The 24805-nt window shown below is 53.0% G+C and carries 23 protein-coding genes and 1 other RNA gene; 9 read left to right on the top strand and 15 right to left on the bottom strand.

The genetic code is table 11. From position 1 onward, the window contains the following. Positions 1 to 26 precede the first annotated feature (26 nt). A complete protein-coding gene (norR, locus tag D6029_RS18280; RefSeq protein WP_120066160.1) occupies positions 27 to 1544 on the bottom strand; it encodes a nitric oxide reductase transcriptional regulator NorR in 1518 nt (505 codons plus the stop codon). 218 nt (positions 1545 to 1762) lie between these two features. On the opposite strand from norR, the gene norV reads away from it, so the two are divergent. Both norV and norW read left to right on the top strand, forming a co-directional pair. Beyond that, positions 1763 to 3202 carry an anaerobic nitric oxide reductase flavorubredoxin gene (norV, locus tag D6029_RS18275; protein ID WP_120066159.1) on the top strand — a complete coding sequence of 480 codons (1440 nt, stop codon included), beginning with the start codon at positions 1763 to 1765 and terminating at the stop codon, positions 3200 to 3202. After that, a complete protein-coding gene (gene norW, locus D6029_RS18270; protein WP_120066158.1) occupies positions 3199 to 4332 on the top strand; it encodes an NADH:flavorubredoxin reductase NorW in 1134 nt (377 codons plus the stop codon). The genes norV and norW overlap by 4 nt, the downstream gene beginning before the upstream one ends. A 53-nt stretch (positions 4333 to 4385) precedes the next feature. Here norW and D6029_RS18265 read toward each other — a convergent pair whose 3' ends face one another. From D6029_RS18265 to yczE, 3 genes are all read right to left on the bottom strand, one after another. Beyond that, the gene (locus tag D6029_RS18265) at positions 4386 to 4739 is read right to left on the bottom strand and encodes a DUF1428 domain-containing protein (protein WP_120066157.1); all 354 of its coding nucleotides are present in this window, start codon (positions 4737 to 4739) and stop codon (positions 4386 to 4388) included. Positions 4740 to 4847: 108 nt separating this feature from the next. Beyond that, on the bottom strand, positions 4848 to 5669 hold the full coding sequence (locus D6029_RS18260) for a GNAT family N-acetyltransferase (protein WP_120066163.1): 822 nt from the start codon (positions 5667 to 5669) through the stop codon (positions 4848 to 4850). A 35-nt stretch (positions 5670 to 5704) separates the two neighbouring features. Beyond that, complete coding sequence (gene yczE, locus D6029_RS18255; protein WP_120066162.1) at positions 5705 to 6319, bottom strand: membrane protein YczE; 615 nt, start codon at positions 6317 to 6319, stop codon at positions 5705 to 5707. Positions 6320 to 6409: 90 nt separating this feature from the next. Here yczE and yczR point away from each other — a divergent pair, with 90 nt between their 5' ends. Then, positions 6410 to 7840: a MocR-like transcription factor YczR gene (gene yczR / locus D6029_RS18250; protein ID WP_120066156.1), complete on the top strand. Its 1431-nt coding sequence runs from the start codon at positions 6410 to 6412 to the stop codon at positions 7838 to 7840. Positions 7841 to 7898: 58 nt separating this feature from the next. On the opposite strand, the gene D6029_RS18245 is transcribed toward yczR, so the two are convergent. After that, entirely contained in the window at positions 7899 to 8537 is a 639-nt protein-coding gene (locus D6029_RS18245) for a helix-turn-helix domain-containing protein (RefSeq protein WP_120066155.1), read from the bottom strand. A 234-nt stretch (positions 8538 to 8771) separates the two neighbouring features. On the opposite strand from D6029_RS18245, the gene D6029_RS18240 reads away from it, so the two are divergent. Continuing rightward, complete coding sequence (locus D6029_RS18240) at positions 8772 to 10748, top strand: alkyl/aryl-sulfatase (protein WP_120066154.1); 1977 nt, start codon at positions 8772 to 8774, stop codon at positions 10746 to 10748. A 151-nt stretch (positions 10749 to 10899) separates the two neighbouring features. Here D6029_RS18240 and ffs read toward each other — a convergent pair. After that, an RNA gene (ffs, locus tag D6029_RS18235) (signal recognition particle sRNA small type) lies at positions 10900 to 10996 on the bottom strand. Between the two features lie 172 nt (positions 10997 to 11168). Between ffs and D6029_RS18230 the strand changes: the two genes are divergently transcribed. Then, a complete protein-coding gene (locus D6029_RS18230) occupies positions 11169 to 11480 on the top strand; it encodes an MGMT family protein (protein WP_120066153.1) in 312 nt (103 codons plus the stop codon). 40 nt (positions 11481 to 11520) lie between these two features. Here D6029_RS18230 and D6029_RS18225 read toward each other — a convergent pair whose 3' ends face one another. Beyond that, complete coding sequence (locus tag D6029_RS18225) at positions 11521 to 12096, bottom strand: YbaY family lipoprotein (RefSeq protein WP_120066152.1); 576 nt, start codon at positions 12094 to 12096, stop codon at positions 11521 to 11523. Positions 12097 to 12310: 214 nt separating this feature from the next. Here D6029_RS18225 and tesB point away from each other — a divergent pair, with 214 nt between their 5' ends. Continuing rightward, the gene (gene tesB, locus D6029_RS18220; RefSeq protein ID WP_120066151.1) at positions 12311 to 13171 is read left to right on the top strand and encodes an acyl-CoA thioesterase II; all 861 of its coding nucleotides are present in this window, start codon (positions 12311 to 12313) and stop codon (positions 13169 to 13171) included. Positions 13172 to 13264: 93 nt separating this feature from the next. On the opposite strand, the gene amtB is transcribed toward tesB, so the two are convergent. The 5 genes from amtB to D6029_RS18195 form a co-directional block, all read right to left on the bottom strand. Next, positions 13265 to 14551, bottom strand: coding sequence for an ammonium transporter AmtB (amtB, locus tag D6029_RS18215; protein WP_120066150.1), 1287 nt, complete (start codon positions 14549 to 14551; stop codon positions 13265 to 13267). 32 nt (positions 14552 to 14583) lie between these two features. Beyond that, a complete protein-coding gene (gene glnK / locus D6029_RS18210) occupies positions 14584 to 14922 on the bottom strand; it encodes a P-II family nitrogen regulator (protein WP_002891893.1) in 339 nt (112 codons plus the stop codon). A gap of 253 nt (positions 14923 to 15175) precedes the next feature. Then, complete coding sequence (locus D6029_RS18205; protein ID WP_120066149.1) at positions 15176 to 16954, bottom strand: SmdB family multidrug efflux ABC transporter permease/ATP-binding protein; 1779 nt, start codon at positions 16952 to 16954, stop codon at positions 15176 to 15178. Continuing rightward, positions 16947 to 18725, bottom strand: coding sequence for a SmdA family multidrug ABC transporter permease/ATP-binding protein (locus D6029_RS18200; RefSeq protein WP_120066148.1), 1779 nt, complete (start codon positions 18723 to 18725; stop codon positions 16947 to 16949). Before D6029_RS18200 ends, D6029_RS18205 begins: the two co-directional genes overlap by 8 nt. Positions 18726 to 18774: 49 nt before the next feature. After that, positions 18775 to 19236, bottom strand: a complete 462-nt coding sequence (locus D6029_RS18195) for an Lrp/AsnC family transcriptional regulator (RefSeq protein WP_167456027.1) — start codon at positions 19234 to 19236, stop codon at positions 18775 to 18777. A gap of 126 nt (positions 19237 to 19362) precedes the next feature. Here D6029_RS18195 and D6029_RS18190 point away from each other — a divergent pair, with 126 nt between their 5' ends. After that, a complete protein-coding gene (locus D6029_RS18190; protein WP_120066146.1) occupies positions 19363 to 20409 on the top strand; it encodes a PLP-dependent cysteine synthase family protein in 1047 nt (348 codons plus the stop codon). 42 nt (positions 20410 to 20451) lie between these two features. Here the strand turns inward: D6029_RS18190 and cof are convergent, their stop codons facing one another. After that, complete coding sequence (gene cof, locus D6029_RS18185) at positions 20452 to 21273, bottom strand: HMP-PP phosphatase (protein ID WP_120066145.1); 822 nt, start codon at positions 21271 to 21273, stop codon at positions 20452 to 20454. Between the two features lie 102 nt (positions 21274 to 21375). Between cof and D6029_RS18180 the strand changes: the two genes are divergently transcribed. Both D6029_RS18180 and queC read left to right on the top strand, forming a co-directional pair. Further along, entirely contained in the window at positions 21376 to 23079 is a 1704-nt protein-coding gene (locus D6029_RS18180; protein WP_120066144.1) for an SgrR family transcriptional regulator, read from the top strand. 65 nt (positions 23080 to 23144) lie between these two features. Beyond that, positions 23145 to 23840, top strand: a complete 696-nt coding sequence (gene queC, locus D6029_RS18175; protein ID WP_120066143.1) for a 7-cyano-7-deazaguanine synthase QueC — start codon at positions 23145 to 23147, stop codon at positions 23838 to 23840. 56 nt (positions 23841 to 23896) lie between these two features. Here queC and D6029_RS18170 read toward each other — a convergent pair whose 3' ends face one another. Together D6029_RS18170 and D6029_RS18165 are read right to left on the bottom strand one after the other, a co-directional pair. Further along, the gene (locus tag D6029_RS18170; protein ID WP_120066142.1) at positions 23897 to 24295 is read right to left on the bottom strand and encodes a YbgC/FadM family acyl-CoA thioesterase; all 399 of its coding nucleotides are present in this window, start codon (positions 24293 to 24295) and stop codon (positions 23897 to 23899) included. Positions 24296 to 24418: 123 nt separating this feature from the next. Next, complete coding sequence (locus D6029_RS18165) at positions 24419 to 24784, bottom strand: helix-hairpin-helix domain-containing protein (RefSeq protein ID WP_120066161.1); 366 nt, start codon at positions 24782 to 24784, stop codon at positions 24419 to 24421. Between the last annotated feature and the right edge of the window lie 21 nt (positions 24785 to 24805).

Below are 24805 nucleotides of genomic sequence, written 5' to 3'. Positions count from 1 at the left end.
GTACCGCCAGCGTCATCCGACTTCCCCTATCGCTTCACCCCAAGGCGTTTAGCCAGGCGGTGTAAATTCGCCACATCTAACTGCAACTGGCGGGCACACGCCGCCCAGTTGCCCGCACAGGATGCCAGCGTGCTGATAATAATCTGCCGCTGGAAATCATCCGTCGCGCTACGCAAATTTTCCACCACTGGCGCTGACTCAACGGGCTGAATCATCGGTTTAGTTTCAGCCTCGGCTAACTGAAAATGCTGCGGTTGCAGCCAGATTTCACCGTCCGGCTTACCGGAACGCGCCAGAACAGTCGCACGATAAAGCGCATGTTCCAGTTCGCGAATATTCCCCGGCCAGTCATAACGGCGCAGCAAATCACGGGCGGCCTCACTCAACGCGACCTGTTTAAGTCCCATTTTTACGCGGCTTTGCTCGCAGAAAAACCCCGCCAGTAAGGTGATGTCATCGCCACGCTCGCGCAGCGGCGGCACATGCAGCGGGAACACGCTCAAACGATGGAATAAATCCGCGCGAAATTCCCCTGCTAGCACATGCTGTTTCAGGTCGCGGTTGGTCGCCGCCAGCACCCGCACATTCACACGCTGGCTGCTGTCATCGCCGACGCGCTGAATATCGCCATACTGCAAAACCCGCAGTAACTTCGCTTGCAGCGTTAGCGGCAGCTCGCCAATTTCATCAAGGAACAGCGTGCCGTTGTCCGCCATTTCAAACTTTCCGGTTCGATGGTGAATCGCGCCAGTAAACGCCCCTTTAACGTGGCCGAACAATTCACTTTCCGCCACGCTTTCCGGCAGTGCTGCACAGTTCAGATACACCAGCGGATTCGCCGCCCGCGCCGAACCACTGTGAATGGCACGCGCCACCAGCTCTTTCCCGACGCCTGTTTCCCCGGTGATCAGCACATTGAGATCCGATCCCGCCACGATTTCGATCTCTTTCTTAAGCTGCACCATTCCCGCAGATAAACCGACCATTTCAGCGCTGGTGCTTTTGCTGGTACCAGGCGTGGTCGCCACAGCAGGCGTTTGATTTTCAAGTTGTTCCATCAGCAAGGCGTTATTCAATGCCCCCGCTGCCAGCACGCTAATTAGCCGTAACTCTTCATCGCTGAAATGGTCGAATTGCAGCGGGTCCATGCCATCCACCGTTAACGCACCAATCAAATTTTGATCGGCAAATAACGGCAGGCCAAGGCAGGCATGAACTTTCAAATCGCTATGGTCGGGAATCAGCCCGTCGTAGGGGTCGGGTAATTCACTTTCCGCCGGGAAGCGCACCACATCGCCTGCGCGCGCGATGGCTTCAAGACGCGGATGCTCATCCAAATCAAACCGCCGCCCGAGCACATCCTGCGCCAGGCCATCAATCGCCAGCGGGCGAAACTGCCGCGCTTCGTAGCGCAACAAGGCCGTGGCATCGCCACCCAAAAGCTGGCGCAGAGTGCGAATCAAACGCGCAAAACGATCCTGATGAGAAATACCGCTTTGCAGGTCAATGGCAATGTTGGCAAGGGAAGTAATAGACAGGCTCATAGGCGGCTCCAGATTGGGAAGCATTAAAGCTACCGCGCAATAGTCAAAATGACAAATTGATTGTCAGAAAGACCATTTACAGCAATGTCTTTTTGACAGTTAAATTTTAAGCCATTTAAATAATAACCCTATAAATCAATAAAATATAAAGTTGGCACGCCGATTGTAATACATCAAATACGAGCATCGTTTTTTTAATTCTATTTGAGGGTTTTTCAATGGCTATTCAGGTTAAAAACAATATCCAATGGGTCGGTCAACGTGACTGGGAAGTGCGTGATTTTCATGGCACCGAATATAAAACACTGAAAGGCAGCAGCTATAACAGTTACCTGATCCGTGAAGAAAAGACGGTGCTGATTGATACGGTTGACCATAAGTTTAGCCGTGAATTTGTGCAAAACCTGGCGGCTGAAATTGACCTGAATACGCTGGATTACATCATCATTAACCACGCGGAAGAAGACCACGCGGGCGCGCTGACCGAGCTGATGTCGCGCATTCCCAACACGCCAATTTACTGCACTGCCAACGGCATCGATTCGATTAATGGCCACCACCATCACCCGGAGTGGAATTTCCACGTCGTGAAAACCGGCGACAGCCTGGATATCGGCAACGGCAAGCAGCTCATCTTCGTTGAAACGCCGATGCTGCACTGGCCGGATAGCATGATGACGTATATGACCGGCGACGCGGTGCTGTTCAGTAACGACGCCTTTGGTCAGCACTATTGCGATGAACATCTGTTTAACGATGAAGTCGATCAGGCTGAATTGTTTGAACAATGCCAGCGTTACTACGCCAACATTCTGACGCCATTCAGCCGCCTGGTGACACCGAAAATCACCGAAATCCTCGGCTTCAATCTGCCAGTCGATATGATCGCGACTTCTCATGGCGTGGTGTGGCGCGATAACCCAACGCAAATCGTTGAGTTGTATCTGAAATGGGCGGCAGATTATCAGGAAGATCGCATCACCATTTTCTACGACACCATGTCTAACAACACCCGCATGATGGCGGATGCGATTGCGCAAGGGATTACCGAAGTCGATCCGCGCGTGGCGGTGAAAATCTTTAATGTCGCCCGCCATGATAAAAACGAAGTTCTGACCAACGTGTTCCGCTCCAAAGGCGTGCTGGTCGGCACATCAACCATGAATAACGTGATGATGCCGAAAATTGCCGGGCTGGTTGAGGAGATGACTGGGCTGCGTTTTCGCAATAAACGCGGCAGCGCGTTTGGCTCTCACGGCTGGAGCGGCGGCGCGGTTGACCGTCTTTCCACGCGTTTGCAGGATGCCGGTTTTGAAATGTCGCTGAGCCTGAAAGCGAAATGGCGTCCGGATATCGACGCGCTGGAAATCTGCCGCGAGCATGGGCGTGAAATCGCCCGTCAGTGGGCGTTAACGCCGCTGGTTTCTGCGCCAACGCCAGCGCCGCAAGAAAGCGTGGCTGAAAAGCCAGACTGCGCCGATTCAGGGCCACGCATGCAATGCAGCGTTTGCCAGTGGATTTACGACCCACAAACTGGGGAACCGATGCAGGATGTCGCGCCGGGTACGCCATGGAGCGAAGTCCCGGACAGCTTCCTGTGCCCGGAATGTTCACTCGGCAAAGACGTCTTTGATGTGCTGGCAACGGAGGCAAAATGAATCATGGCATTGTGATAATCGGTTCGGGCTTTGCCGCCCGCCAACTGGTGAAAAATATCCGCAAACATGACGCGCAGGTGCCGGTGCGCATGATTGCCGCCGACAGCATGGACGAGTACAACAAGCCCGATCTCAGCCATGTCATCAGCCTGAATCAACGAGCAGACGACCTCACCCGGCAGCGTGCCGGGGAGTTTGCCGAGCAGTTTAATTTAACGCTCAACGCCAACAGTTGGGTGTCGGAAATTAACACTCGCGAGCGCCTGGTAAAATGTGGCGATCAGCAATGGCCGTACGACAAACTGGTGCTGGCAACCGGTTCAAGCGCCCTGCTGCCGCCGATTGCAGGCAAAGAGTTGATGCTGACGCTTAACAGCCAGCAAGAGTATCTGGCCTGTGAAACGTCATTACGCGATGCACGCCGCGTGATGATTCTGGGCGGTGGTTTGATTGGCACCGAACTGGCGATGGATTTTTGCCGCGCCGGGAAGCAGGTGATTTTGGTGGATAACGCCTCCAGTCTGCTCGCTTCGCTAATGCCTGCGGAAGTCAGCAGCCGTTTACAACAGCGCCTGAACCAGATGGGCGTTGAACTGCTGTTTAATCAGCGACTTGAATCGCTGAGCAAAACGCCACAGGGAATCAATGCGGCGTTAAGCAACGGGCGAATCGTCAATGTGGATGCCGTTGTGGCGGCGATTGGCCTGCGTCCAAACGTCGGGCTGGCGCAACACGCCGGGCTTGCTGTGAATCGGGGTATTCAGGTGAACCGCCAGTTGCAGACATCCGATGCGAATATTTACGCCCTTGGTGATTGCGCAGAAATCGATGGTAAAGTGCTGCCATTCCTGCAACCGATTCAGTTTAGTGCCATGACGCTGGCCAAAAATCTGCTGGGTGCCGCCGACGGCCTGAATCTCCCCGCGATGCTGGTGAAAGTGAAAACGCCGGAGCTGCCATTGCATCTGGCAGGGGAAACGCAACGTAATGATTTGGCGTGGCAAATCTGTGCCGAGCCGCAAGGTTTGATAGCCAAAGGCTATGACGAAGCGCAGCAGTTACGGGCGTTTATCGTCAGCGAAGCGCATATGAAACTGGCGTTTGGATTGTTGCGGGAATTGCAGTTGTAGCGGGAGTTCATGCGGGTGACGCTCGATATGATGTCAGCGCCGCCCGCGTGACGTTACTCGTCAAGAATTGGCGCAAAGCCGCCATAAATCATACGCTTGCCATCGAACGGCATCGACTCGCCAAACTCTTTCATCCGTGGGTCAGACATCATTTTCGCATTCGCGGCATCGCGCACTTCTTTGGAGGGATATTCAATCCAGCTAAACACCACTTCTTCGCTCTCTTCGGCTTTCACCGCCATGCGAAAATCAGTGAGTTTGCCATCGGGCACATCGTCGGCCCAACATTCCACGACACGTAACGCGCCAAACTCTTTAAACAACGGCGCGGCTTTTGCGGCTAACTGCTTGTATTCATCCTTTTTTGCTGCGGGTACAGCAACAACAAAACCATCAACATAATTCATTGTGAACCTCCACGGTGTGGGAAGTACGGCAGATGATACGGGCAGATAATTTCTACCCGTGATGATTACGATTGATAAGTTTAGTCGTTAAGAATGAATGCTTCCTGCTTAAAGATTAAGCAGCATTTCATATTGCGTACAGGGATCCTGACGGAAGCCACTGCTTTCGAAAAGTGGCGCAAAAGATTCCGGAATGGCCGTTGCGGTGAAAATTCCAGGGAAACGTTCGCGTAACAGCGTCAGCAGTTTTTTCGCCTGCCCTTTCCCTCTTGCGGATGGTTCAACGTAAAGCATGCGCACACGCGGCGGCTGCGGGGAAGTGGCGACCATCGCATAAGCCACGTCGTTAAGAACGTAGGCTTTGCCGGGTAATTTATAGAGTGTTTCGGGTGCGGTAAGCCATGGCAAACGCTGCCGGGAATCCGTCATCATTTTTGTTGCCATCAACATCGGGTCGATTTCTTGCAGCTCGCCCGTTTCGGTAAACAGCGTCGAATTAACCGCGTTGAACCCAACCAGCGTTTGCTGGCGCACAAAGCCCATGCGTTCATACAGCGCCAGCCCGCTGTCGTTGCCGACAATCACTTCCAGCCACATCTTTTTGTCGCCACGCGCACGGGCGTCATCAACTAATTGCTGCATGAACTGTTTGCCGAAGCCTTGTCCGCGTAATTCAGGGCGAATCGCAAAGGCTGCCAGGCGACAGGTTTGCCCACGGCGAGTAATGATTGCCAGCGCTTTCGGTTCACCATCCTGCGTCCAGACTTTGCTGTCATTAAAGCTGATATCTTCCGCACTAAAACGCGAGGCGAAGGTTTCACCATCAATGGTAAAAGGAACTAAATACCCTTCAAAACAATGGGAAAGAATTTCAGCCAGTTGATAACTATTCCAGTTCGCCGCCGCATTACTGATGACCTTGCTGTGCATTGCTACCTCATCGGATGGTGTGATTTCCATCAACATTAGGGCACAACGGTCGGTTCGACCAGGCTTTTTTCCTGCTGAATTTTAATACGAAACCACGGCAAGCACAGTTGAATCAGCGGGCCAATCGCCAGCGCATATAACACGGTGCCGACGCCGAAGGTGCCGCCCATCAACCATCCAGCCAGTAAAACCGTGACTTCAATTGCGGTGCGCACGCTGCGCACCGACCAGCCGGTACGGGCATTAATCCCGGTCATTAAGCCGTCTCGGGGGCCAGAGCCAAACCCGGCACCGATGTACATTCCGGTGGCAATCGCATTCACTAAAATGGCGGCCAGCAGCAAAATACTGCGAGCAACTAACGACTCAACGGGCGGCATCAACGCTAATGCCGCGTCCGCAGCCAGGCCGAGCACAATCACGTTGCTGACCGTCCCCAGACCTGGTTTCTGGCGCAGCGGTATCCACAGCAGCAACACCAGCGCGCCCACCACGATCATCACCATGCCAATATTCAAAGAGAAGATGCGTGCCACGCCGAGGTGAAACACGTTCCAGGGATCGGCGCCTAAATTGGCCCGCACGAACATCGCCGTGGAAACCCCATATAAAACCAGCCCGGTATACAGTTGCAGCAAGCGACGAGCGATCATGTTATTCCCCTTTGAATTGTTTCATGGCTTTACTTTCAACCAAAATGGATATGATATTAAGGTCCAGTTATCAAAAAGTGGATTGCTATGGCACAGCGCAGAACGGGTTCGTCATCACTGGTGAAACTGCTGGGAAACTGGCATCAGGATTTACCGCGCACGCCGGTTTATCGGCAACTGGCGGATGGTTTGCGTTTGTTGATTCTGGACGGGCGGCTGCCGCTGGAGTGCCGCCTGCCGGGTGAGCGCGAACTGGCAACCGCGCTGGGAATCAGTCGCACCACGGTGGCGACCGCGCTGGCGCAACTGCGTGATGAAGGTTATCTGGCGAGTCGGCAAGGCTCGGGTTCCGTTACCATGCTGCCAGAAAACGGGCAGACGGTTTCGCCGCTGCCAGGCCGTGCCGCCACGCTGGATTTATCGACCGCCGCACTCAGCGCCGGGCCGGAAATTCACCAGGCTTATGCAAACGCCCTGATTGCGCTGCCGGAACATCTCGGCAGCACCGGATACAATCAGCAAGGCTTGCCCGAGTTGCGCGAGGTGATTGCGCAGCGCTATGTCGAACGAGGCTTGCCGACCACGGCGGATCAAATCATGGTGGTCAACGGCGCGTTAAGTGGCTTTGGCCTGATTCTGCGGCTGCTGACGGGGCCTGGCGATCGCGTGGTTCTAGATAATCCCACTTATCCAATGGCGCTTAGCGCGATTAAAGGCGCGTCGTGCCGCCCCGTTCCGGTGAGCCTGACCGAACACGGTTGGGACACCGAAGGTTTAGCCGCCACCATTGCACAAACCTCGCCACGTCTGGCCTATTTGCTGGCGGATTTCCATAATCCAAGTGGGCTTTGTATGGATGTTCAAACCCGCCAGGCCATTGCAGAAATTGCCGCACGCACGCGCACCACGATTGTGGCCGATGAAACCATGGTTGACCTGTGGTATGACGCTCCCCCGCCGCCACCGCTGGCCGCGTTTGATCATGCCGACAGAATTATCACGCTGGGTTCTGCGGGGAAAAGTTTTTGGGGCGGCCTGCGTTTAGGCTGGATACGTGCCAACTCGCGCACGATTGCCTCGCTGATTCAAATTCGCGATTCATTAGATTTAGGCTCGCCGATTCTTGAGCAACTCGCGGGTATCAGTTTGTTTAATGAAGCCAACAACTTCCTGCCTGCGCGTCGTGAAATGCTACGCCAGCAGCGAGATGCCAGCGCTGAAATCATCAAAGAGTTATTCCCGGAGTGGAAAATGACGGTGGTGCCGCAAGGCGGGCTGTCGTGGTGGATTGAATTACCCAAACCGCTGGCAACGATATTCGCCGCCAGTGCAGAATCTATTGGCATTCGTATTGGCGCAGGGCCACGCTTTGGTTCAGAAGGAGCATTTGAGCGCTATTTACGTTTACCGTTCACGCTTGAACCTGCGCAAATGCGAGTGGCACTCGAACGGTTAAAACCACTTTGGGATAATCTGGCGCAAACAGGGAATGAGAGTTTGAGAAGGTCGGTAGTTTAATTTTTAAATTAACGGTTCACATTATTAAAATGTGAACCTTACTTCCTTTGAATGATGACTAATAACCATCCGGTAAATCCTTGTCAATGGATATCAACTTGCCACTTTTCATCGTAATATACCCACCTTCTTTTAAATCGGCCAACACTCTGAATACATGAGTACGAGATAACTTAGTGCGGCTTATAATAAAACTCGCCAAACCTTCTTTTTCATTTGGAAAAGCGAGGGAACGGTAGAGATAACGGTAAAGCATGGGTTTGATGGTTTGGTAGCTAGTCAGTTGCTTTCTTTCAGCATGCAGATCCAGTGAGAAAATAGTCATGAAAATCAAAATACTTGAGAGAGCCCGCATGCTCTCAGCATTCTTAAAAAAAATCTCATCAAATTTCTCATAAGAGATTTCAACGACTTTCACGGGCGTCATGCACTTATATTCAAAAATCAACATTGGGCAATACCGCTCCATCAAACCAATGGGCATATAGTCAATGGCATTACCAATAGTGAGTTCGCTTTCTGCATGTAAAATGGCCACTGAACCTTCAACAGGAACGTAAATAAAGCTGGGTGTGATGGCTAATTCTTTTGTCGCAGCGAAAGTGAGTTGTTCACCATTTTTGCGGACATCATTAACCTGACTCTCTATATTCAGAGACTTATAATAACGATGAATATTTTCAAAACTGGCACCCATAACACATCCAAGATATATCATCAATTATTATAGTATAGCGCTACCAATAGAAAATGTCTGTACAAAATGAAGAGAGCAATTTCGTCAATATATCAAAATAAATCGTAGTCCCATATGGCACTACTTCCGAGTTAATTCATCCATTAAAATTGCCTGTGTTAATCCACAGGTTATTTAAATTATCGAAACATATCTTCTATCTTTTAGAATTTATTAATTTCTGAGGTTAAATTAATGAGATTGAATCTAATAGCCAAAAGCCTGATTGCCGCGGGGTTACTGACGACATTGTCAGTTAGCGCAGCAACTCCAGCGCCCACTAACGATGCGACACCTGCAACAAAACAAGCCAATGAAGCGCTTTATCAGCAGCTCCCGTTCTCTGATCACACCGATTTCGTGAATGCTCATAAAGGCTTTATCGCTGCACTGCCACAGGATGTGATAAAGGGCGAGCAAGGCAATGTTATCTGGAATCCACAGCAATACGCCTTTATTAAAGAGGGCGATAAAGCGCCAGCGACGGTTAATCCAAGCCTGTGGCGTCAGTCCCAGTTGATTAATATCAGCGGTCTGTTTGAAGTGACCGAAGGTGTTTATCAGATTCGTAATCTCGACCTTTCTAATATGACCATAATTGAAGGTAAAACCGGGATTACCGTGGTCGACCCGCTGGTTTCTGCTGAAACCGCAAAAGCCGGTTTGGAGCTGTATTACAAAAATCGCGGCAAAAAAACTGTCGTCGCGGTGATCTTCACCCACAGCCACGTTGACCACTACGGCGGTGTTCGCGGTGTGGTTGACGAAGCCGATGTCAAAGCGGGCAAAGTTAAACTGTATGCTCCGCAAGGCTTTATGGGTTCTGCCGTAGACGAAAATATTATGGCGGGTAACGCCATGAGTCGCCGCGCAAGTTACATGTACGGCAACTTGCTACCTGCTAATGCTAAAGGCCAGGTGGGTGCTGGTCTGGGCACCACGACCTCTGCCGGTACAGTGACATTGTTGGCACCAACCGACTACATCACGCACACCGGCCAGGAAGAAGTGATCGATGGCCTGACTTACGACTTTATGATGGCTCCGGGTTCTGAAGCGCCGTCGGAAATGCTGTGGTACGTCAAAGAGAAGAAAATGATCGAAGCGGCGGAGGATGTGACTCACACGCTGCATAACACCTATTCACTGCGCGGCGCGAAAATCCGCGACCCACTAGCATGGTCTAAATACATTAATGCCGCGATTGACCGCTGGGGCAGCGATGCTGAAATTATTATTGCCCAGCACCACTGGCCGACATGGGGCCAGGATAACGTCGTCAACCTGATGAAAGGTCAGCGTGATATGTACCGCTTCATCAACGATCAGACGTTGCGCATGGCAAACGAAGGTCTGACGCGCGATGAAATCGCAGCGAACTTCAAACTGCCACCGAAACTGGCGAAAACCTGGGCTAGCCGGGGTTATTACGGTTCGGTCAGCCACGATGTGAAAGCCACCTACGTGTTCTATCTTGGCTGGTTCGATGGCAACCCGGCAACCCTGGATGAACTGCCGCCGGAAGAATCCGCGAAGAAATTCGTTGAATACATGGGCGGTGCGGACAGCATTCTGCAAAAAGCGAAATCTGATTACAGCCAGGGGAATTACCGTTGGGTGGCGCAGGTCGTGAGCAAAGTGGTGTTTGCTGATCCAACCAACAAAGCGGCCCGCAACCTCGAAGCGGATGCACTGGAACAGATGGGGTATCAGGCAGAATCAGGCCCATGGCGTAACTTCTATCTGACGGGTGCGCAGGAATTGCGTAATGGCGTGATTAAAGGCCCTACGCCGAATACCGCCAGCCCGGATACCGTTCGTGCTATGACGCCAGAAATGTTCTTCGATTACATGGCAGTTCACATCAACGGTGAGAAAGCGGCGAATGCCCATGCGGTGCTGAACTTCAACTTCGGCGACCAGGGCGGGAAGTACAAATTGGAACTGGAAAACGGGGTGCTGAACCACACGCCAAATTCAGAAGCCAGCAACGCTGACGCAACGTTCAATCTTTCCCGCGATACGCTCAATCGTATTGTTTTGAAAGAAGAAACATTGCAGCAGGCGAAAGACAAAGGTGACGTAAAAATCACTGGCGATGCAGGCAAACTGGACGAAGTGCTTGGCTATATGGACAAGTTTAACTTCTGGTTCAATATCGTTACGCCATAAGCCAGATACATCATTACGCTTTATCCCTGATGCTCTGTGACGCAAGTTGCAGGGCATTTTTTTGTTTTGTGTTTTTTTTGAGTGTGGCGAAGTAGAACAGAGACAGGCATAAGCATGTTGAAATTTTACATGCGCCAGAATTGGGTGGGGGCCCTGCCAGCTACATCCCGGCACACGCGTCATTTGCTGCGGCTGCTTCCTTCCGGACCTGACCGAATTCACAAATTAGCATTGCGGGAGAACCAACAGGGCCCCCATTGAGAGCACTAGTTACCTAACGCGCTGGCGCATTATCCATGTTGCCCTATGCAATTGCAAGCAAGGAGCGGTCAGGTGTTGGTTTCTTGCGCAGTCCGCGATTTGCTTCCATGTTTTCTGCCCGACGCTTATCCTGTGAGGACGGTTTTTACGAGGCTGGCTATGGATAACAATGATTCATTTCCGATGCGGGTATTCCAGATTATTGCTGCGATCCCCGAAGGTTGCGTGACAACTTACGGCGATGTCGCACGGCTGGCGGGTTCTCCGCGTGCGGCACGTCAGGTGGGTGGCGTTCTCAAACGTTTACCCGAGGGTAGCAAGTTGCCGTGGCATCGCGTGGTGAATCGCCACGGGCAGATTTCCCTGACCGGCCCGGATCTGCAACGCCAGCGGCAAGCCCTGCTTTCTGAAGGCATTATGGTTTCAGGCGATGGGAAAATTGAGATGGAACGCTATCGCTGGAATTATTAAAAAGCGCCTCGGGCGAGGCGCTTATCATCAGAGCTAAGGGTTAAAACTGCGTTGGCGCAGGAACCGCTGATGAAGGATTCACCTGAGTCGGTGATGTGGACGGCACGGTGGTGACTGCGCCACCACTGGCCTGAACTGGCACCGCAGTTTGCTGGACAGGCACCAGCGTCAGATCGGCTTTTACGCCGCCATTGTTAATCACTGGCTGAATGGTATCGGTGATAAACATCAGCTTATCGTTCACGGTAATCGCCGCACTCAGGATAATACGCGCGTTCGGCTGAATATCCGCCGGATTGAAAGGCAGCACAAAGCTAAACGGTGACTGCTTCCCTTCTGTACGAACCGCTTTCTGAGAAAGAACTTTTGACGGCGCATCAGCCAACGATGCGTCAGACAGCGTTACAGTGAGAACCGCATCCGGTGGCAAAGCAATTTTCTGACGAATCCATGCCGTACCGGAAACGTTAGGTTGCTTGAGATCAGACTGCGTGGTTGCCGCTGCCGACGATGTTGTTGCGGCCGGTGCAGGCGTTGGGATATCAGCGCTTTTCTGCGCGCATCCCGCCATTGCTAAGGTAATGGCTAAACCACTTAACGTGTGCACAAGTTTCATTGATTTGTTCTCCTTATTATCAATGCACCAGCAGGCCACAGGCCCGCAAGTAATGAGTGGTTAAACATGCTTATCACGCTAAGTGTGGCACATATCACTGATTTCTGCCCAAAAGCGAAACAGATCATCAGGTCGGGCCAGCGGGTGGAGAATGTTGGAAACCTGTTATAATCAGGCCAATTGCACGATTTTATTTTTTTATTGAGGACCTTTTATGAGTCAGGCGCTCAGCAATTTGTTGGCATTACTCAATCTGGAAAAGATTGAAGAAGGTATTTTTCGCGGCCAGAGCGAGGACTTAGGTTTACGTCAGGTATTCGGTGGGCAAGTGGTTGGCCAGGCGTTGTATGCCGCCAAAGAAACCGTACCGGTTGACCGTCTGGTTCACTCATTTCACAGCTATTTTTTGCGTCCGGGCGATAGTCAAAAACCGATTGTTTATGATGTCGAAACCCTGCGTGATGGCAATAGTTTCAGTGCCCGCCGCGTAGCAGCGATTCAAAATGGCAAACCGATTTTCTACATGACGGCCTCTTTCCAGGCGCCCGAGCCGGGATTCGAGCATCAAAAAACCATGCCTGCGGCCCCAGCCCCGGAAAATCTGAAATCCGAAACTGAAATTGCGATGGCTTTTGAGAAACTTCTGCCTCAAACGCTGAAAGAAAAGTTCCTGTGCGAGAAGCCGCTGGAGATTCGCCCGGTGGTGTTCCATAACCCGATGCAGGGACATGTGGATGAACCCACTCGCCAGGTGTGGATCAAAGCGAATGGCCAGATGCCAGACGATTTACACGTGCATCAATATTTGCTGGGTTATGCCTCGGACTTTAACTTCCTGCCGGTTGCGCTGCAGCCGCACGGTGTCGGTTTCCTCGAGCCGGGAATGCAGGTCGCCACTATCGATCATTCCATGTGGTTCCACCGCCCGTTCGATATGAACGACTGGCTGCTGTATAGCGTGGAAAGCACGTCGGCATCGAGTGCGCGTGGTTTTGTGCGTGGTGAGTTTTATTCGCGTGATGGCGTGTTGGTGGCTTCGACGGTGCAGGAAGGGGTAATGCGCAAGCGGAGTTAAGATTAGTAAGCCCTCACCCCGGCCCTCTCCCCCAGGAGAGGGAGAAGGCAATCCCCTCTCCTGGGGGAGAGGGTTAGGGTGAGGGGAAATCAATTACGCGTTATAAGCATTCTCGCCATGGCTATTCACATCCAGACCTTCGCGCTCATGCTCTTCTGGAACACGCAGGCCTACAGTCAGGTCAGCCACTTTGAAGCCGATGAAGGCAACCACCGCAGACCAAACCAGCGTCACGCCAATACTTTCTAACTGCACCAGAACCTGATGGCCCATGGTCACGCCTTCTGCGTAGCCTACGCCGCCCAGTGAAGGTGAAGCGAAGATACCGGTCATGATGCAGCCAACGATACCGCACACGCCGTGGACACCAAACACATCACAAGGGTCATCCACACGCAGCCATTTCTTCAGCAGGGTTACGCCCCACAAGCCCGCCAGACCCGCAACGATACCGATGATCAATGCACCGCCGACGCCCACATAACCACACGCTGGTGTGATTCCGACCAGGCCTGCAATCGCACCGGAACATGCGCCCAGCAAAGATGGTTTGCCACGCAATGCCCACTCGCCAAACACCCAACCGAGTACCGCCGCCGCCGTTGCAACTACGGTGTTAACGAATGCCAGTGCGGCGATTTCGTTAGCGGCACTGGCTGAACCGGCGTTGAAGCCGAACCAGCCGAAGTACAGAATTGCCGTGCCGGTAAACACCATCGGCAGGTTGTGCGGTTTGAAGGCTTCTTTGCCGTAACCCACACGCTTGCCAATCAGGTAAGCGCCCACCAGGCCTGCAACCGCGGCGTTGATGTGAACGACTGTACCGCCTGCAAAGTCCATCGCACCGTGCGTTGCCAGCAAACCGCCGCCCCACACCATGTGTGCGATTGGCAGGTAAGAGAGCGTCAGCCAAATCACTACAAAGATCAGTACCGCAGAGAAACGAATACGTTCAGCCAGTGCGCCAACAATCAGCCCAACGGTGATGCAGGCGAAAGAGCCCTGGAACGCAACGTGAATATACTGGTAGAACGAGCCGGTCAGCGCGGTGAGCTGGATATTCTTGAGCATCACCCAGTCGAAGTTACCGAAGAAACTGCCGCCAGTGCCGAAGGTCAGTGAGTAGCCGTAAACCACCCACAGCACACAAACCAGCGCAAACGTGACCGTAATCTGCGTCAGCATCGACAGCACGTTTTTAGAGCGAATCAGGCCACCGTAGAACAGTGCCAACCCAGGAATTGTCATAAACAGCACCAATGCGGTGCTAATCATCATAAAGGCGTTGTCGGCTTTATCGGCCACAGCCGGTGCGGCCAGGGCGATTGATGGCGCAAGTGCCAGGGCTACAACGCCTAAAATAGAGGCTAATTTTTTCATTTTTCCATCCCTTTCACGAGTGGCTAAGTCGATTACAGTGCAGCTTCGTCGGCTTCGCCGGTACGAATGCGGATGACGCGTTGCAGCTCGGCAACGAAAATTTTGCCATCGCCAATTTTGCCGGTGTAGGCAGCTTTGCTAATGACATCAATAACTTCATCGAGTTGATCATCGGCAATTGCCACGTCAATTTTCACTTTAGGCAGGAAATTGACGCTGTATTCAGCACCGCGGTACAACTCGGCATGACCTTTCTGGCGACCAAAGCCTTTCACTTCGGTGACGGTCAGCCCTTGAATACCGATGGAAGACAGCGCTTCGCGTACGTCTTCGAGTTTGAACGGTTTAATAACCACGGTAACCAGCTTCATAGATCCCCTCCAGTCAGAATTGGGTAATTGCCTCTAGAACACGAATTACATAAAGCAAAGGCCGTGCCAAAAATGAAATAGAGGGTTTTTCAGCGCGTTAAGCCGCGCCGAATCAGGATTCGAGGGAGTGGAATAATGATGACAGGGATTAAGAAATTTCTTAGATAAGAAAAACGCACCATTTCAGTGCATGGTGCGTTTCGCTTATGCACCAATGGCGATAACCATTGGTTTCATGCGTGATTTTGGTGCATCACGCCGTGGCGGGTTCTTCGCGCGTGGCAGCGGCTAATTCTTCGCCAGCCAGTTGCAACTGGTACATTTGCCAGTAACGCCCTTGTGCGGCCAGCAATTCACGGTGTGTCCCACGCTCAACCGCCTGCCCACGATGCAACACCAGAATGGTATCGGCATCGGTGATGGTCGATAAACGGTGCGCAATCACCACCAGCGTGGTGTGCTCACGCACCACCGCCAGCGCTTGCTGAATGGCCTGCTCGGTGCCGGAGTCAATGTTGGCGGTCGCTTCATCAAGGATCAGGATCTGCGGCGCATCCACCAATACTCGCGCCAGCGCCAGTAACTGCTTCTGGCCGACAGACAAATTATTGCCCTGCTCGCCCAGGCGTGTGTGAATACCTTCGCTCATGGTGCGAGCCAGTTCTGCAAGCTGCACGGTTTCCAACGCCTGCCAGACTGCCGCTTCGCTGATATCGCGCCCCAGTGTGACGTTTGCAAAGAATGAATCCGCTAAAACCACCGGATCTTGCTGCACCATTGCCACGCCCTGGCGCAACACGCTGTGGCTCAGTGTATCCAGCGGGCGACCATCAAGACGCACTTCGCCTTTAGTCAGCGGGTAATAGCCCATTAACAAGTTGGCGAGAGTGCTTTTCCCGCTGCCGGTATGCCCGACGAGTGCCACGAAACTGCGCGCGGGCACGTCCAGGTTAATGTCCTGCAACACCAGGCGGTCGCCTCGGTAAGAAAACGACACGTTGTCCACTTCAATACGGCCACTTTCCAGCGGGCGATTGTCGTTACCGTAATCCTGACGTTTACCGTCCATCAACTCGAACACACGTTCGCCCGCAACCACCGCCTGTTGCAGCATGGATTGCTGTGTGGTGAGTTCGATAAGCGGCTCGTTAAGACGCCCGAGATAGTTGATAAACGCGTACAGCACGCCGACTTCAATGGTGCCGACCGAGGTAAAACCGAACAACATTAGCAAGCCGCAAAGCACCATCGCCGAGAAAAGACTCAGCAACGGACGCAGTAAAAAGCCATCGAGACGCAGCGTTTGCATCCGCGCCAGGTAATGCGAGCGGCTTGCTGCATTCATGCGTTCGCCAAATCGCGCCTGCTGGCGGAACTGCTGGATAACGCTCATGCCATTGATAACTTCGTTAAAGCCATCATTAATATCCGCCAGATAGCTACGCACGCGGCGCACGATGGGCGTGCTGTAACGCTGGTAAATAAACATCACGATAATCACGGCCGGGAAGATGGCGATCGCCACCGTCGCCATGCGCCAGTCGAGGGTGAACATCGCCACCAGCATCGCGCCAATCAGCGCCGCACTGCGCAGAACCGTTGCCACAACCGTGACGTACAAATCGCGGATCACTTCGGTATCGTTGGTAACACGGGAAATGAGCTGCCCGACAGGCTGGGTATCAAAAGTGCTGAGCGGCTGGCGCAGCGCGGCATCCATCACGTCAGTACGCAGCTTTTGCACCACGCCCACAGCGGCCTGGTTAAACAATAATGCCTGCCAGTAATGCAGCCCCGCCGCTGAAATCGAGAGCAATAAATACGCCGCTGCCAGCCCGGCCACCGCTGCAATCGGCAGGCGATGTTCAGATACCATGTTGTCGATGAAATAGCTCACCAGAATCGGGCCGGTCACTTCGGCAGCCGCCGCAATCCACAACATCACCACCGCCCCGGCGAGGGGTTTTCGCCACGGTGAACCGTAAGCCAGCAGGCGTTTTATGGTTGGCCATTGCTTGATTGCCTTACGCATTGGCAGGTTCCTCATCGGCCGTATTTTCTGGCGCGTCATCCAGCGCCGCTTCCAGTTGTTGATAACGATACATATCGCGATACCAGCCCGGCATTCCCACCAGCGCATCATGATTCCCGCGCTGCACAATATGCCCGTTCTGCATGACCAGAATTTCCGAGGCTTCGGTCAGGGCGGATAAACGGTGGGCGCTGATGATCACCGTGCGGTTTTCCCCCCACTGGCGCAGGTTGTGGAGGATCTGGTGTTCGGTACGCCCGTCAACCGCCGAAAGCGCATCATCAAGGATCAGGATTTCCGCATCGAGCAACAAGGCGCGCGCGATAGAAATACGTTGTTTCTGGCCGCCGGATAGCATCACGCCCCGCTCGCCCACTTCGGTTTCGTAACCTTGTGGCAGACGCAAAATATCGTCATGCACACTCGCAAGTTTCGCGACGTGTTCGATTTCTTCCTGCGTCGCACCTGGTTTGCCGAGCGCAATATTGCTGGCAACGGTGTCGGAGAACAGGAACGGCGTCTGGTTCACGACCGCTAAACGGCTGCGCCAGGAGTCGAGTTGCAGTTGTGACAACGCAATGCCGTGGAAGCAAATTTCGCCCTGGTCGATATCAAAATGGCGCTGAATCAGCGACAGAATGGTGCTTTTCCCGGCCCCGGTTGGCCCGCACAGGCCGAGCATTTCGCCAGGTTTGAGCGTGAAGGAAACGTTTTCCAGCGTCGGGCGCGAGGTTTGCGGATAGTGGAATGCCTGAATATTCGCTACTACCGTGCCGCGCCCGGCAGGCGCTTCTTGCTCACCATCAACCACCGATGGAGCTTCGGCTAACATGCTGCGGATACGGCTGTACGCCGCACTGCCGCGCTCAACGATGTTAAACATCCACGCCAGCGCCAGCATGGGCCAGATCATCAGGCCGAGATACATCACGAAGCTGGTCAGTTGCCCGAGCGTTAATGTGCCCTGAATCACCATCCAGCTACCGCCGCCGATTGCCAGCAGGTTGGCGGTGCCGATGGTGATATAAATCGTCGGATCAAAGCGCGCATCGACACGCGCAACGCGCATGTTTTTCGCGCCGGCATCTTTGGCTTCGGCGGCAAACAGCGCGGATTGCCTGTCTTCCAGCCCAAACGCTTTGATCATGCGGATGCTGGATAAACTTTCCTGGGTGCGGTCGTTAAGCGTGGAGAATGCGGCCTGCGCCAGCTTGAAGCGGTGGTGCAACTGGTCGCCATAGCGTTTGATCACAATCGCCATGACCGGCATCGGCAACAGCGCAAGAAGAGTGAGCTCCCAGCTAATTTGCGTCGACATGACAATCAATACCGCGCAGCCCATCACCAGCGAATCCACCAGCGTTAAAACGCCCTCGCCTGCGGCGAATACCACACGGTCAACGTCGTTGGTGGCGCGCGCCATTAAGTCGCCCGTGCGGTGGCGCAGGTAAAATTCAGGATGCTGGCGGCTCAGTTGGCGATAGTAATCTTCTCGCAGTTCGACGGCGAGCTGGTAAGACGCGCCGAATAACAATACGCGCCAGACGTAACGCAGCATGTAGACCACCACCGCGATAACCAGCATGACGCCAATCCACATCAGCACGTCGGTGCCTGAAAGGGTCTGTTGGGTCACGCCGTCCACAATCACGCCCACCAGTTTTGGCGGCACCAGTTGCAGGACGGCAATAATAATAAGCAAGGCAACCGCCCCGAGATAGCGTCGCCATTCGCGGGTGAAGTACCAGCTTAGTTGAGCAAATAATCGCACGCAGTCAGATTCCTGAAATACTGAACTATGAAGGCCGGGAGCGCGGGACTCAGCGCTCGAGTGGCAAAGCCGTGGTGTATTTTATCTGTTCCATGGCAAAACTCGAAGTCACATCGCTTAAACCAGGAATGCCGTTCACCAGCCGTTTGTAAAAATCATCGTACCGTTTCATGTCTTCTACCTGCACACGCATCAGGTAGTCGTATTCCCCTGCCATACGCCAGAAACCGAGCACTTCCGGCATTTCGGCAACCACCGAGACAAATTTGCAGTACCACTCGCTGCTGTGATGCTGGGTTTTGATCAGCACAAAGGCGGTCAGCCCAAGACCCAGTTTTTCTGGATCGAGTAACGCAACTTTCGCCCGGATAATACCGTCGTCTTCAAGCCGTTTCAGGCGTTTCCAGCAAGGGGTGGTGGTCAGATTAACGGCATCAGCGAGAGCCTGCAAAGAGAGGGTGCAGTCGATTTGCAGCAAGGATAGCAGTTTACGGTCAATTTTATCTAACATGGCGACCTCCGGGAGAAATTTTTTCTCCATTTAATCGACCAGGAAGGCTAAAAGGCAACTTTTTTATCCTGTTTTTGCATTACTCTAAGCACAAATAGACAAACGACAATTCAGACGGACAACACCATGACCAGCACCTGGGTAAACCACGCCATTAGCGAAATTAACGCCGATTACCAACGCTCCGCCGATACACATTTGATTCGCCTGGCGCTGCCTGGTTTTCCCGGTATTCAGTTGTATCTGAAAGATGAAAGCACCCACCCGACCGGCAGCCTGAAACATCGCCTGGCACGCTCGCTGTTTCTGTATGGGTTGTGTAACGGCTGGATTAACGAAGGGACGACGATCATTGAAGCCTCTTCCGGTTCAACTGCCGTGTCCGAAGCCTATTTCGCCCGCCTGTTAGGACTGCCGTTTATCGCGGTGATGCCCGCCTGCACCGCGAAACGCAAAGTAGAACAAATTGAGTTTTATGGCGGCCGCTGCCATTTCGTCGAGAGCGCGTGTGAAATCTACGCGGCATCCGAAATGCTGGAGCGCGAACTGAACGGCCATTATATGGACCAGTTCACCTACGCCGAGCGCGCAACCGACTGGCGCGGCAATAACAATATCGCTGACAGTATTTTCCGCCAGATGGAACATGAACCGCATCCGGTGCCGGATTACGTTGTGATGAGCGCAGGCACCGGCGGCACATCCGCCACGATTGGTCGTTATTTACGTTACCAGGGCTACCCAACAAAACTGACGGTGGTTGACCCGCAAAATTCAGTGTTTATGGATTACTGGCAGAATCGCGATTGCAGCTTGCGCAGCGCAGTCGGGAGCAAAATTGAAGGGATTGGCCGCCCACGCTGCGAGCCGTCGTTTATTCCGGATGTGATTGACGACATGATGCGCGTGCCGGATGCCGCCAGTATTGCCACCATGCAATGGCTGGAAACGGTTCTGGGGCGCAAAGTGGGCGCTTCCACCGGCACCAATATGTGGGGCGTGTTGCAACTGGCTGCACAGATGCGTGAAGAAGGCCGTAGCGGTTCGATTGTGACGCTGCTTTGCGATAGCGGTGAACGTTATCTGGAAACCTATTACAACGCAGAATGGGTGAAGGCGAATATCGGTGATGTCGGGCAGTGGCGTGCTGAGATTGATAAATTGATTAAGTAAAAAAATAGGCCGGATATTCATCCGGCCTGCTGCAAAGTCTCGTCATTCGGGGGAATAAGTGAGATTTGGTGTGTCCAGCCAATGCGTCAAATAATGAGAAACAGCCTGTTTATTGCAGTGACCAATAACAGGTAAATGCGGTAAATCTGCTTTCAATTGCGCCATCGCGTTGCCCATGATCAATCCATGACCCACGCTTGAGAGCATTTCGCGGTCGTTCATCGCGTCGCCAAACGCCATACAATCTTCCATCTTCAGGCCGAGGTGCTGGCTCAACACATTCAGCGCGGCACCTTTGTTGCAGCCAATCGGTAACACTTCCAGGCAATCGACTGCCGAGAAACATAAAAATGCACGGCCACCCAGAACCTCATCCAATTGAACTTTCAGACGCAAAAGATCGTCATGCGGGCCACAGAAACAAATCTTGGTCACTTCATTGGAAGGGATGCGTTTAACGTCGACAATTTTCGGGCTAAAGCCGCTGTATACATGGGCGTTCAGTAGTTCGCCGACTTCAAATTGAGTCAGCCAACCGGTGTCATTAAACACATGCAGGCTCGCTTGAGTATCCCAGTTGCCGTGGATAACCATTTCTGCCGCCTCAGGCGACAGATCCTGGAGATGCAAAAGATCACCCTGCGTTGAGTGGATGCGCGTCCCGTTGCCGGTGATCAAAAACGCTTCCAGTTCGAGTTTGCTCAGCACATGGCGCATTTCCAGCACATGACGACCTGTGGCAAACGCGAGAGTCATCTGACGTTCATTGCGCAGGCGGTTAAGGGTGTGCACGGTTTCTTCACCCAAAAGATGATTGGGCATTAACAACGTGCCATCCATATCAAACGCAGCCAGACGAGCCATTTTCACTCCAGTTTGTGACGACTAAAACACGGCTGTTAGTATCACCTGGCATATACGGAACTAATAGTGAATACTTTCTGAAAATCGTTCCGGGTTTATCTTATGCGCTTGTTAAATCGACTCAATCAGTTCCTGCGTTTGTGGCAGCCTTCAGCGGGAGAAACACAGCAAGTCACCGTGGCAGAACTCGCTGCGCGCTGTTTTTGCAGTGAGCGCCATGTGCGCACGTTGTTGAATCAGCTGCAAGATGCGGGCTGGCTGACGTGGCACGCGCAGTCCGGGCGCGGGAAACGCGGCACGCTCACTTTTCTGGTGACGCCAGAGAGCGTGCGCTCGGGAATGATGGAACAAGTGCTGCACAAAGGGCAGCATCAGAATGCGCTGGAGCTTGCGCAAATCGCCCCGGAACAATTGCGCCAGCTACTGCAACCGTTCCTCGGTGGGCAATGGCAAAACGACACGCCAACGCTGCGTATTCCCTATTACCGCCCGCTCGAACCCTTGCAGCCGGGGTTTCTGCCAGGCCGCGCCGAACAGCATTTAGCCGGGCAAATTTTTGCCGGGTTGACCCGTTTCACTTCAAATAGTCCGGCTCCACAGCCCGATCTCGCTCATCACTGGCAAGTCTCAGAAGATGGTCTGAACTGGTACTTTTTCATTCGCTCCACATTGCACTGGCACAACGGCGAACCGGTAGAAACCGCTCAGTTACAACAGCGGCTTATGATGCTGTTAACGCTTCCGGCCATACGACGCCTGTTTATTAGCGTGAAAAGCATTGAACTGACCCATACGCAATGTATCCGTTTTATCCTGCACACCCCGGATTATTGGCTGGCACACCGGCTGGCGAGTTATTGCAGCCGTCTGGCCCATCCCGATGACAGCCAAATAGGCTGCGGGCCGTTTCGTATCAGCAGCTTTAAAGAAAGCCTGGTGCGCATCGAAAGTTTTGAGTCTTATCATCTCAGCCATCCGCTGCTGAAAGCCGTGGAATACTGGATTACGCCGCAGTTATTCGACACGGAACTGGGCACCAGTTGCCGCCATCCGGTGCAAATCGCTATCGGCCAGCAAGACGAACTGGTGCATTTGCGCCCCGTCAGTAACAGCATCAGCCTGGGTTTTTGCTATCTGGCGGTCAAACAAAACAGCAATTTGTCACCGGAGCAGGCGCGCTTCCTGATGCAGATCATCCACCAGCAGCAGTTGATCGCCAGCCTGCCGGTAGACGAATCGCTGATCACGCCAAGCGTTGAGATGATCCCCGGCTGGAAGATCCCCGAATGGCGCCATTGCAAAGCGGTGCCGCTGCCGCCGCGATTGACGTTGCTTTATCATTTGCCAGTCGAACTGCACGTTATGGCGCAACAGCTAAAAACGTATCTGGCCGATTCAGGCTGTGAACTAACGCTGGTGTTCCATGACGCCAAAAACTGGACGGGTTGTGATGCCCTGGCAGATGCCGATTTAATGATGGGCGACCGGTTGATTGGCGAAGCGCCGGTTTATACGCTGGAGCAGTGGTTGCGCAGCGATGTCATCTGGCCTGCGGTGCTCACGGAGAGTCAGTACGTGCACTTGCAGGCAACGCTTGATGCGGTACAAATACATCCGCAAGAAAGTGCCCGCAACGCTGGTTTGCAGGAAGTATTCAGCGCGTTGATGCGCGATGCGATTGTTTCACCGCTGTTCAATTACCGCTACCAGATCAGCGCGCCTCCGGGCGTTAACGGTATTGAGCTTAATGCCTGGGGCTGGTTCGATTTCACCCAGGCCTGGTTGCCACCGCCGGTGATGATATGAAGAAGCTGGGCAGCCAATGGGCTTAGGCGTTAACATATGTTTTTACATGTCCTACAGGAAAACTCATGAAACGTGCAGTTGTCGTCTTTAGTGGTGGCCAGGATTCCACAACCTGCCTGATTCAGGCATTACAGCAGTATGATGAAGTCCATTGTGTGACGTTTGATTATGGCCAACGTCACCGCGCTGAGATTGATGTTGCTCGTGAGCTTTCACTGAAACTGGGCGCTCGTGCGCACAAAGTTCTGGATGTCACATTGCTAAATGAATTAGCCGTCAGCAGCCTGACGCGCGATAGCATTCCGGTGCCTGGATATGATCCTGAAGAAAAAGGGATACCGAGCACTTTTGTGCCGGGACGCAATATTCTGTTCCTGACCCTGACGGCGATTTATGCGTATCAGGTCGAAGCTGAAGCGGTGATCACTGGCGTTTGTGAAACTGATTTCTCCGGCTACCCGGACTGCCGCGATGAGTTCGTAAAAGCACTGAATCACGCCGTCAGCCTTGGTATGGGCCGTGATGTTCGTTTTGAAACCCCATTAATGTGGCTGGATAAAGCCGAAACCTGGGCGCTGGCGGATTACTGGCAGCAACTGGATTTGGTGCGTAACGACACGCTGACCTGTTACAACGGGATTCAGGGCGATGGCTGTGGTGAATGTGCGGCCTGCAACTTACGGGCAAACGGCCTTAATCATTATCTGGCGGATAAGCCAACCGTAATGGCGGCGATGAAAAAGAAAACCGGCCTCAAATAATTCGATGGGCGTGGTGTTTGCCACGCCTGTTTTCTTTCCGCTATTCAGAATCTCCGCTACTCCATCATTTGCACTAACTTCTCGCGCAATTCCCCTTCCAGCGGAACCGACTTCTGAGTTTTTAAATCAATACAAACGAATGTCAGTAACGCATCGGCGACGATTTCGCCTTCAGGCTCAAGTTTAACCACCTGACTCAGTACGCCGCTTTTGCCGTTGAGTTGCTGCAAACTGCTTTCAATGAGCAGGAGATCGCCAAGCACTGCCGGGCGGCGATAGTTAATATTGATATTCACCACGATGAAGGCGATGTTGTGGTCCGTCATCCATTTGAACCCGGCCGCGTTTTCCAGCCCTTCCCAGCGGGCCTCTTCAAGAAACTCCAGGTAGCGGGCGTTGTTTACATGTTGGTAAACGTCCATGTGGTAACCACGGACTTTGATATGTGTCTGCATAGCGCTAAAACCCTATCTTTAATTTTAATAGTCAGGTGAGGTACACAGGCCACACCCAACTGGTATGACCTGTGATTTAGCATAGCAAACTTTTTAGACTACGCGAGCCGTCCGCACTAAGCGTTAAAGCTTAATGTGAGACAGATTGCGTTCTACCAACGCGCTACCAATCCCTGGCACCTCCTGAAGCTGCTCGAGTGCTTTGAACGGCCCGTATTCTTCACGATAGCTGACAATCGACTGCGCCTTTTTCAAACCCACACCGTTCATCGCCTGCGCCAGGGCTTCCGCGCTGGCGGTGTTAATACTCACGACGCCATCGTCAGCATCGCCGGGTTTGGCAACCGGTACGGGAGTCGCAGGGGTTTTGCCAGTTTGTTGTTGTGCGGTGTCGTTTTTCACGACGGCTGGTGCAGCGGTTGCCGGGACACATGCGCTTGCACCAATAAATGCCACGGCGATGCACACTGCTTTAAGCCCGTTTTTGATTCCATGTTTCATGCTGTATCT

This window comes from Buttiauxella izardii (genome assembly GCF_003601925.1).
Taxonomy (GTDB): domain Bacteria; phylum Pseudomonadota; class Gammaproteobacteria; order Enterobacterales; family Enterobacteriaceae; genus Buttiauxella; species Buttiauxella izardii.
This window is presented reverse-complemented; position numbering and strand designations above follow the sequence as displayed.

Bases quoted from the DNA above. Each gene is read 5' to 3' on its own strand.
- norR (WP_120066160.1), bottom strand. From the start codon at position 1,544: ATGAGCCTGTCTATTACTTCCCTTGCCAACATTGCCATTGACCTGCAA.
- norV (WP_120066159.1), top strand. From the start codon at position 1,763: ATGGCTATTCAGGTTAAAAACAATATCCAATGGGTCGGTCAACGTGAC.
- norW (WP_120066158.1), top strand. From the start codon at position 3,199: ATGAATCATGGCATTGTGATAATCGGTTCGGGCTTTGCCGCCCGCCAA.
- D6029_RS18265 (WP_120066157.1), bottom strand. From the start codon at position 4,739: ATGAATTATGTTGATGGTTTTGTTGTTGCTGTACCCGCAGCAAAAAAG.
- D6029_RS18260 (WP_120066163.1), bottom strand. From the start codon at position 5,669: ATGCACAGCAAGGTCATCAGTAATGCGGCGGCGAACTGGAATAGTTAT.
- yczR (WP_120066156.1), top strand. From the start codon at position 6,410: ATGGCACAGCGCAGAACGGGTTCGTCATCACTGGTGAAACTGCTGGGA.
- D6029_RS18245 (WP_120066155.1), bottom strand. From the start codon at position 8,537: ATGGGTGCCAGTTTTGAAAATATTCATCGTTATTATAAGTCTCTGAAT.
- D6029_RS18240 (WP_120066154.1), top strand. From the start codon at position 8,772: ATGAGATTGAATCTAATAGCCAAAAGCCTGATTGCCGCGGGGTTACTG.
- D6029_RS18230 (WP_120066153.1), top strand. From the start codon at position 11,169: ATGGATAACAATGATTCATTTCCGATGCGGGTATTCCAGATTATTGCT.
- D6029_RS18225 (WP_120066152.1), bottom strand. From the start codon at position 12,096: ATGAAACTTGTGCACACGTTAAGTGGTTTAGCCATTACCTTAGCAATG.
- tesB (WP_120066151.1), top strand. From the start codon at position 12,311: ATGAGTCAGGCGCTCAGCAATTTGTTGGCATTACTCAATCTGGAAAAG.
- amtB (WP_120066150.1), bottom strand. From the start codon at position 14,551: ATGAAAAAATTAGCCTCTATTTTAGGCGTTGTAGCCCTGGCACTTGCG.
- glnK (WP_002891893.1), bottom strand. From the start codon at position 14,922: ATGAAGCTGGTTACCGTGGTTATTAAACCGTTCAAACTCGAAGACGTA.
- D6029_RS18205 (WP_120066149.1), bottom strand. From the start codon at position 16,954: ATGCGTAAGGCAATCAAGCAATGGCCAACCATAAAACGCCTGCTGGCT.
- D6029_RS18195 (WP_167456027.1), bottom strand. From the start codon at position 19,236: ATGTTAGATAAAATTGACCGTAAACTGCTATCCTTGCTGCAAATCGAC.
- D6029_RS18190 (WP_120066146.1), top strand. From the start codon at position 19,363: ATGACCAGCACCTGGGTAAACCACGCCATTAGCGAAATTAACGCCGAT.
- cof (WP_120066145.1), bottom strand. From the start codon at position 21,273: ATGGCTCGTCTGGCTGCGTTTGATATGGATGGCACGTTGTTAATGCCC.
- D6029_RS18180 (WP_120066144.1), top strand. From the start codon at position 21,376: ATGCGCTTGTTAAATCGACTCAATCAGTTCCTGCGTTTGTGGCAGCCT.
- queC (WP_120066143.1), top strand. From the start codon at position 23,145: ATGAAACGTGCAGTTGTCGTCTTTAGTGGTGGCCAGGATTCCACAACC.
- D6029_RS18170 (WP_120066142.1), bottom strand. From the start codon at position 24,295: ATGCAGACACATATCAAAGTCCGTGGTTACCACATGGACGTTTACCAA.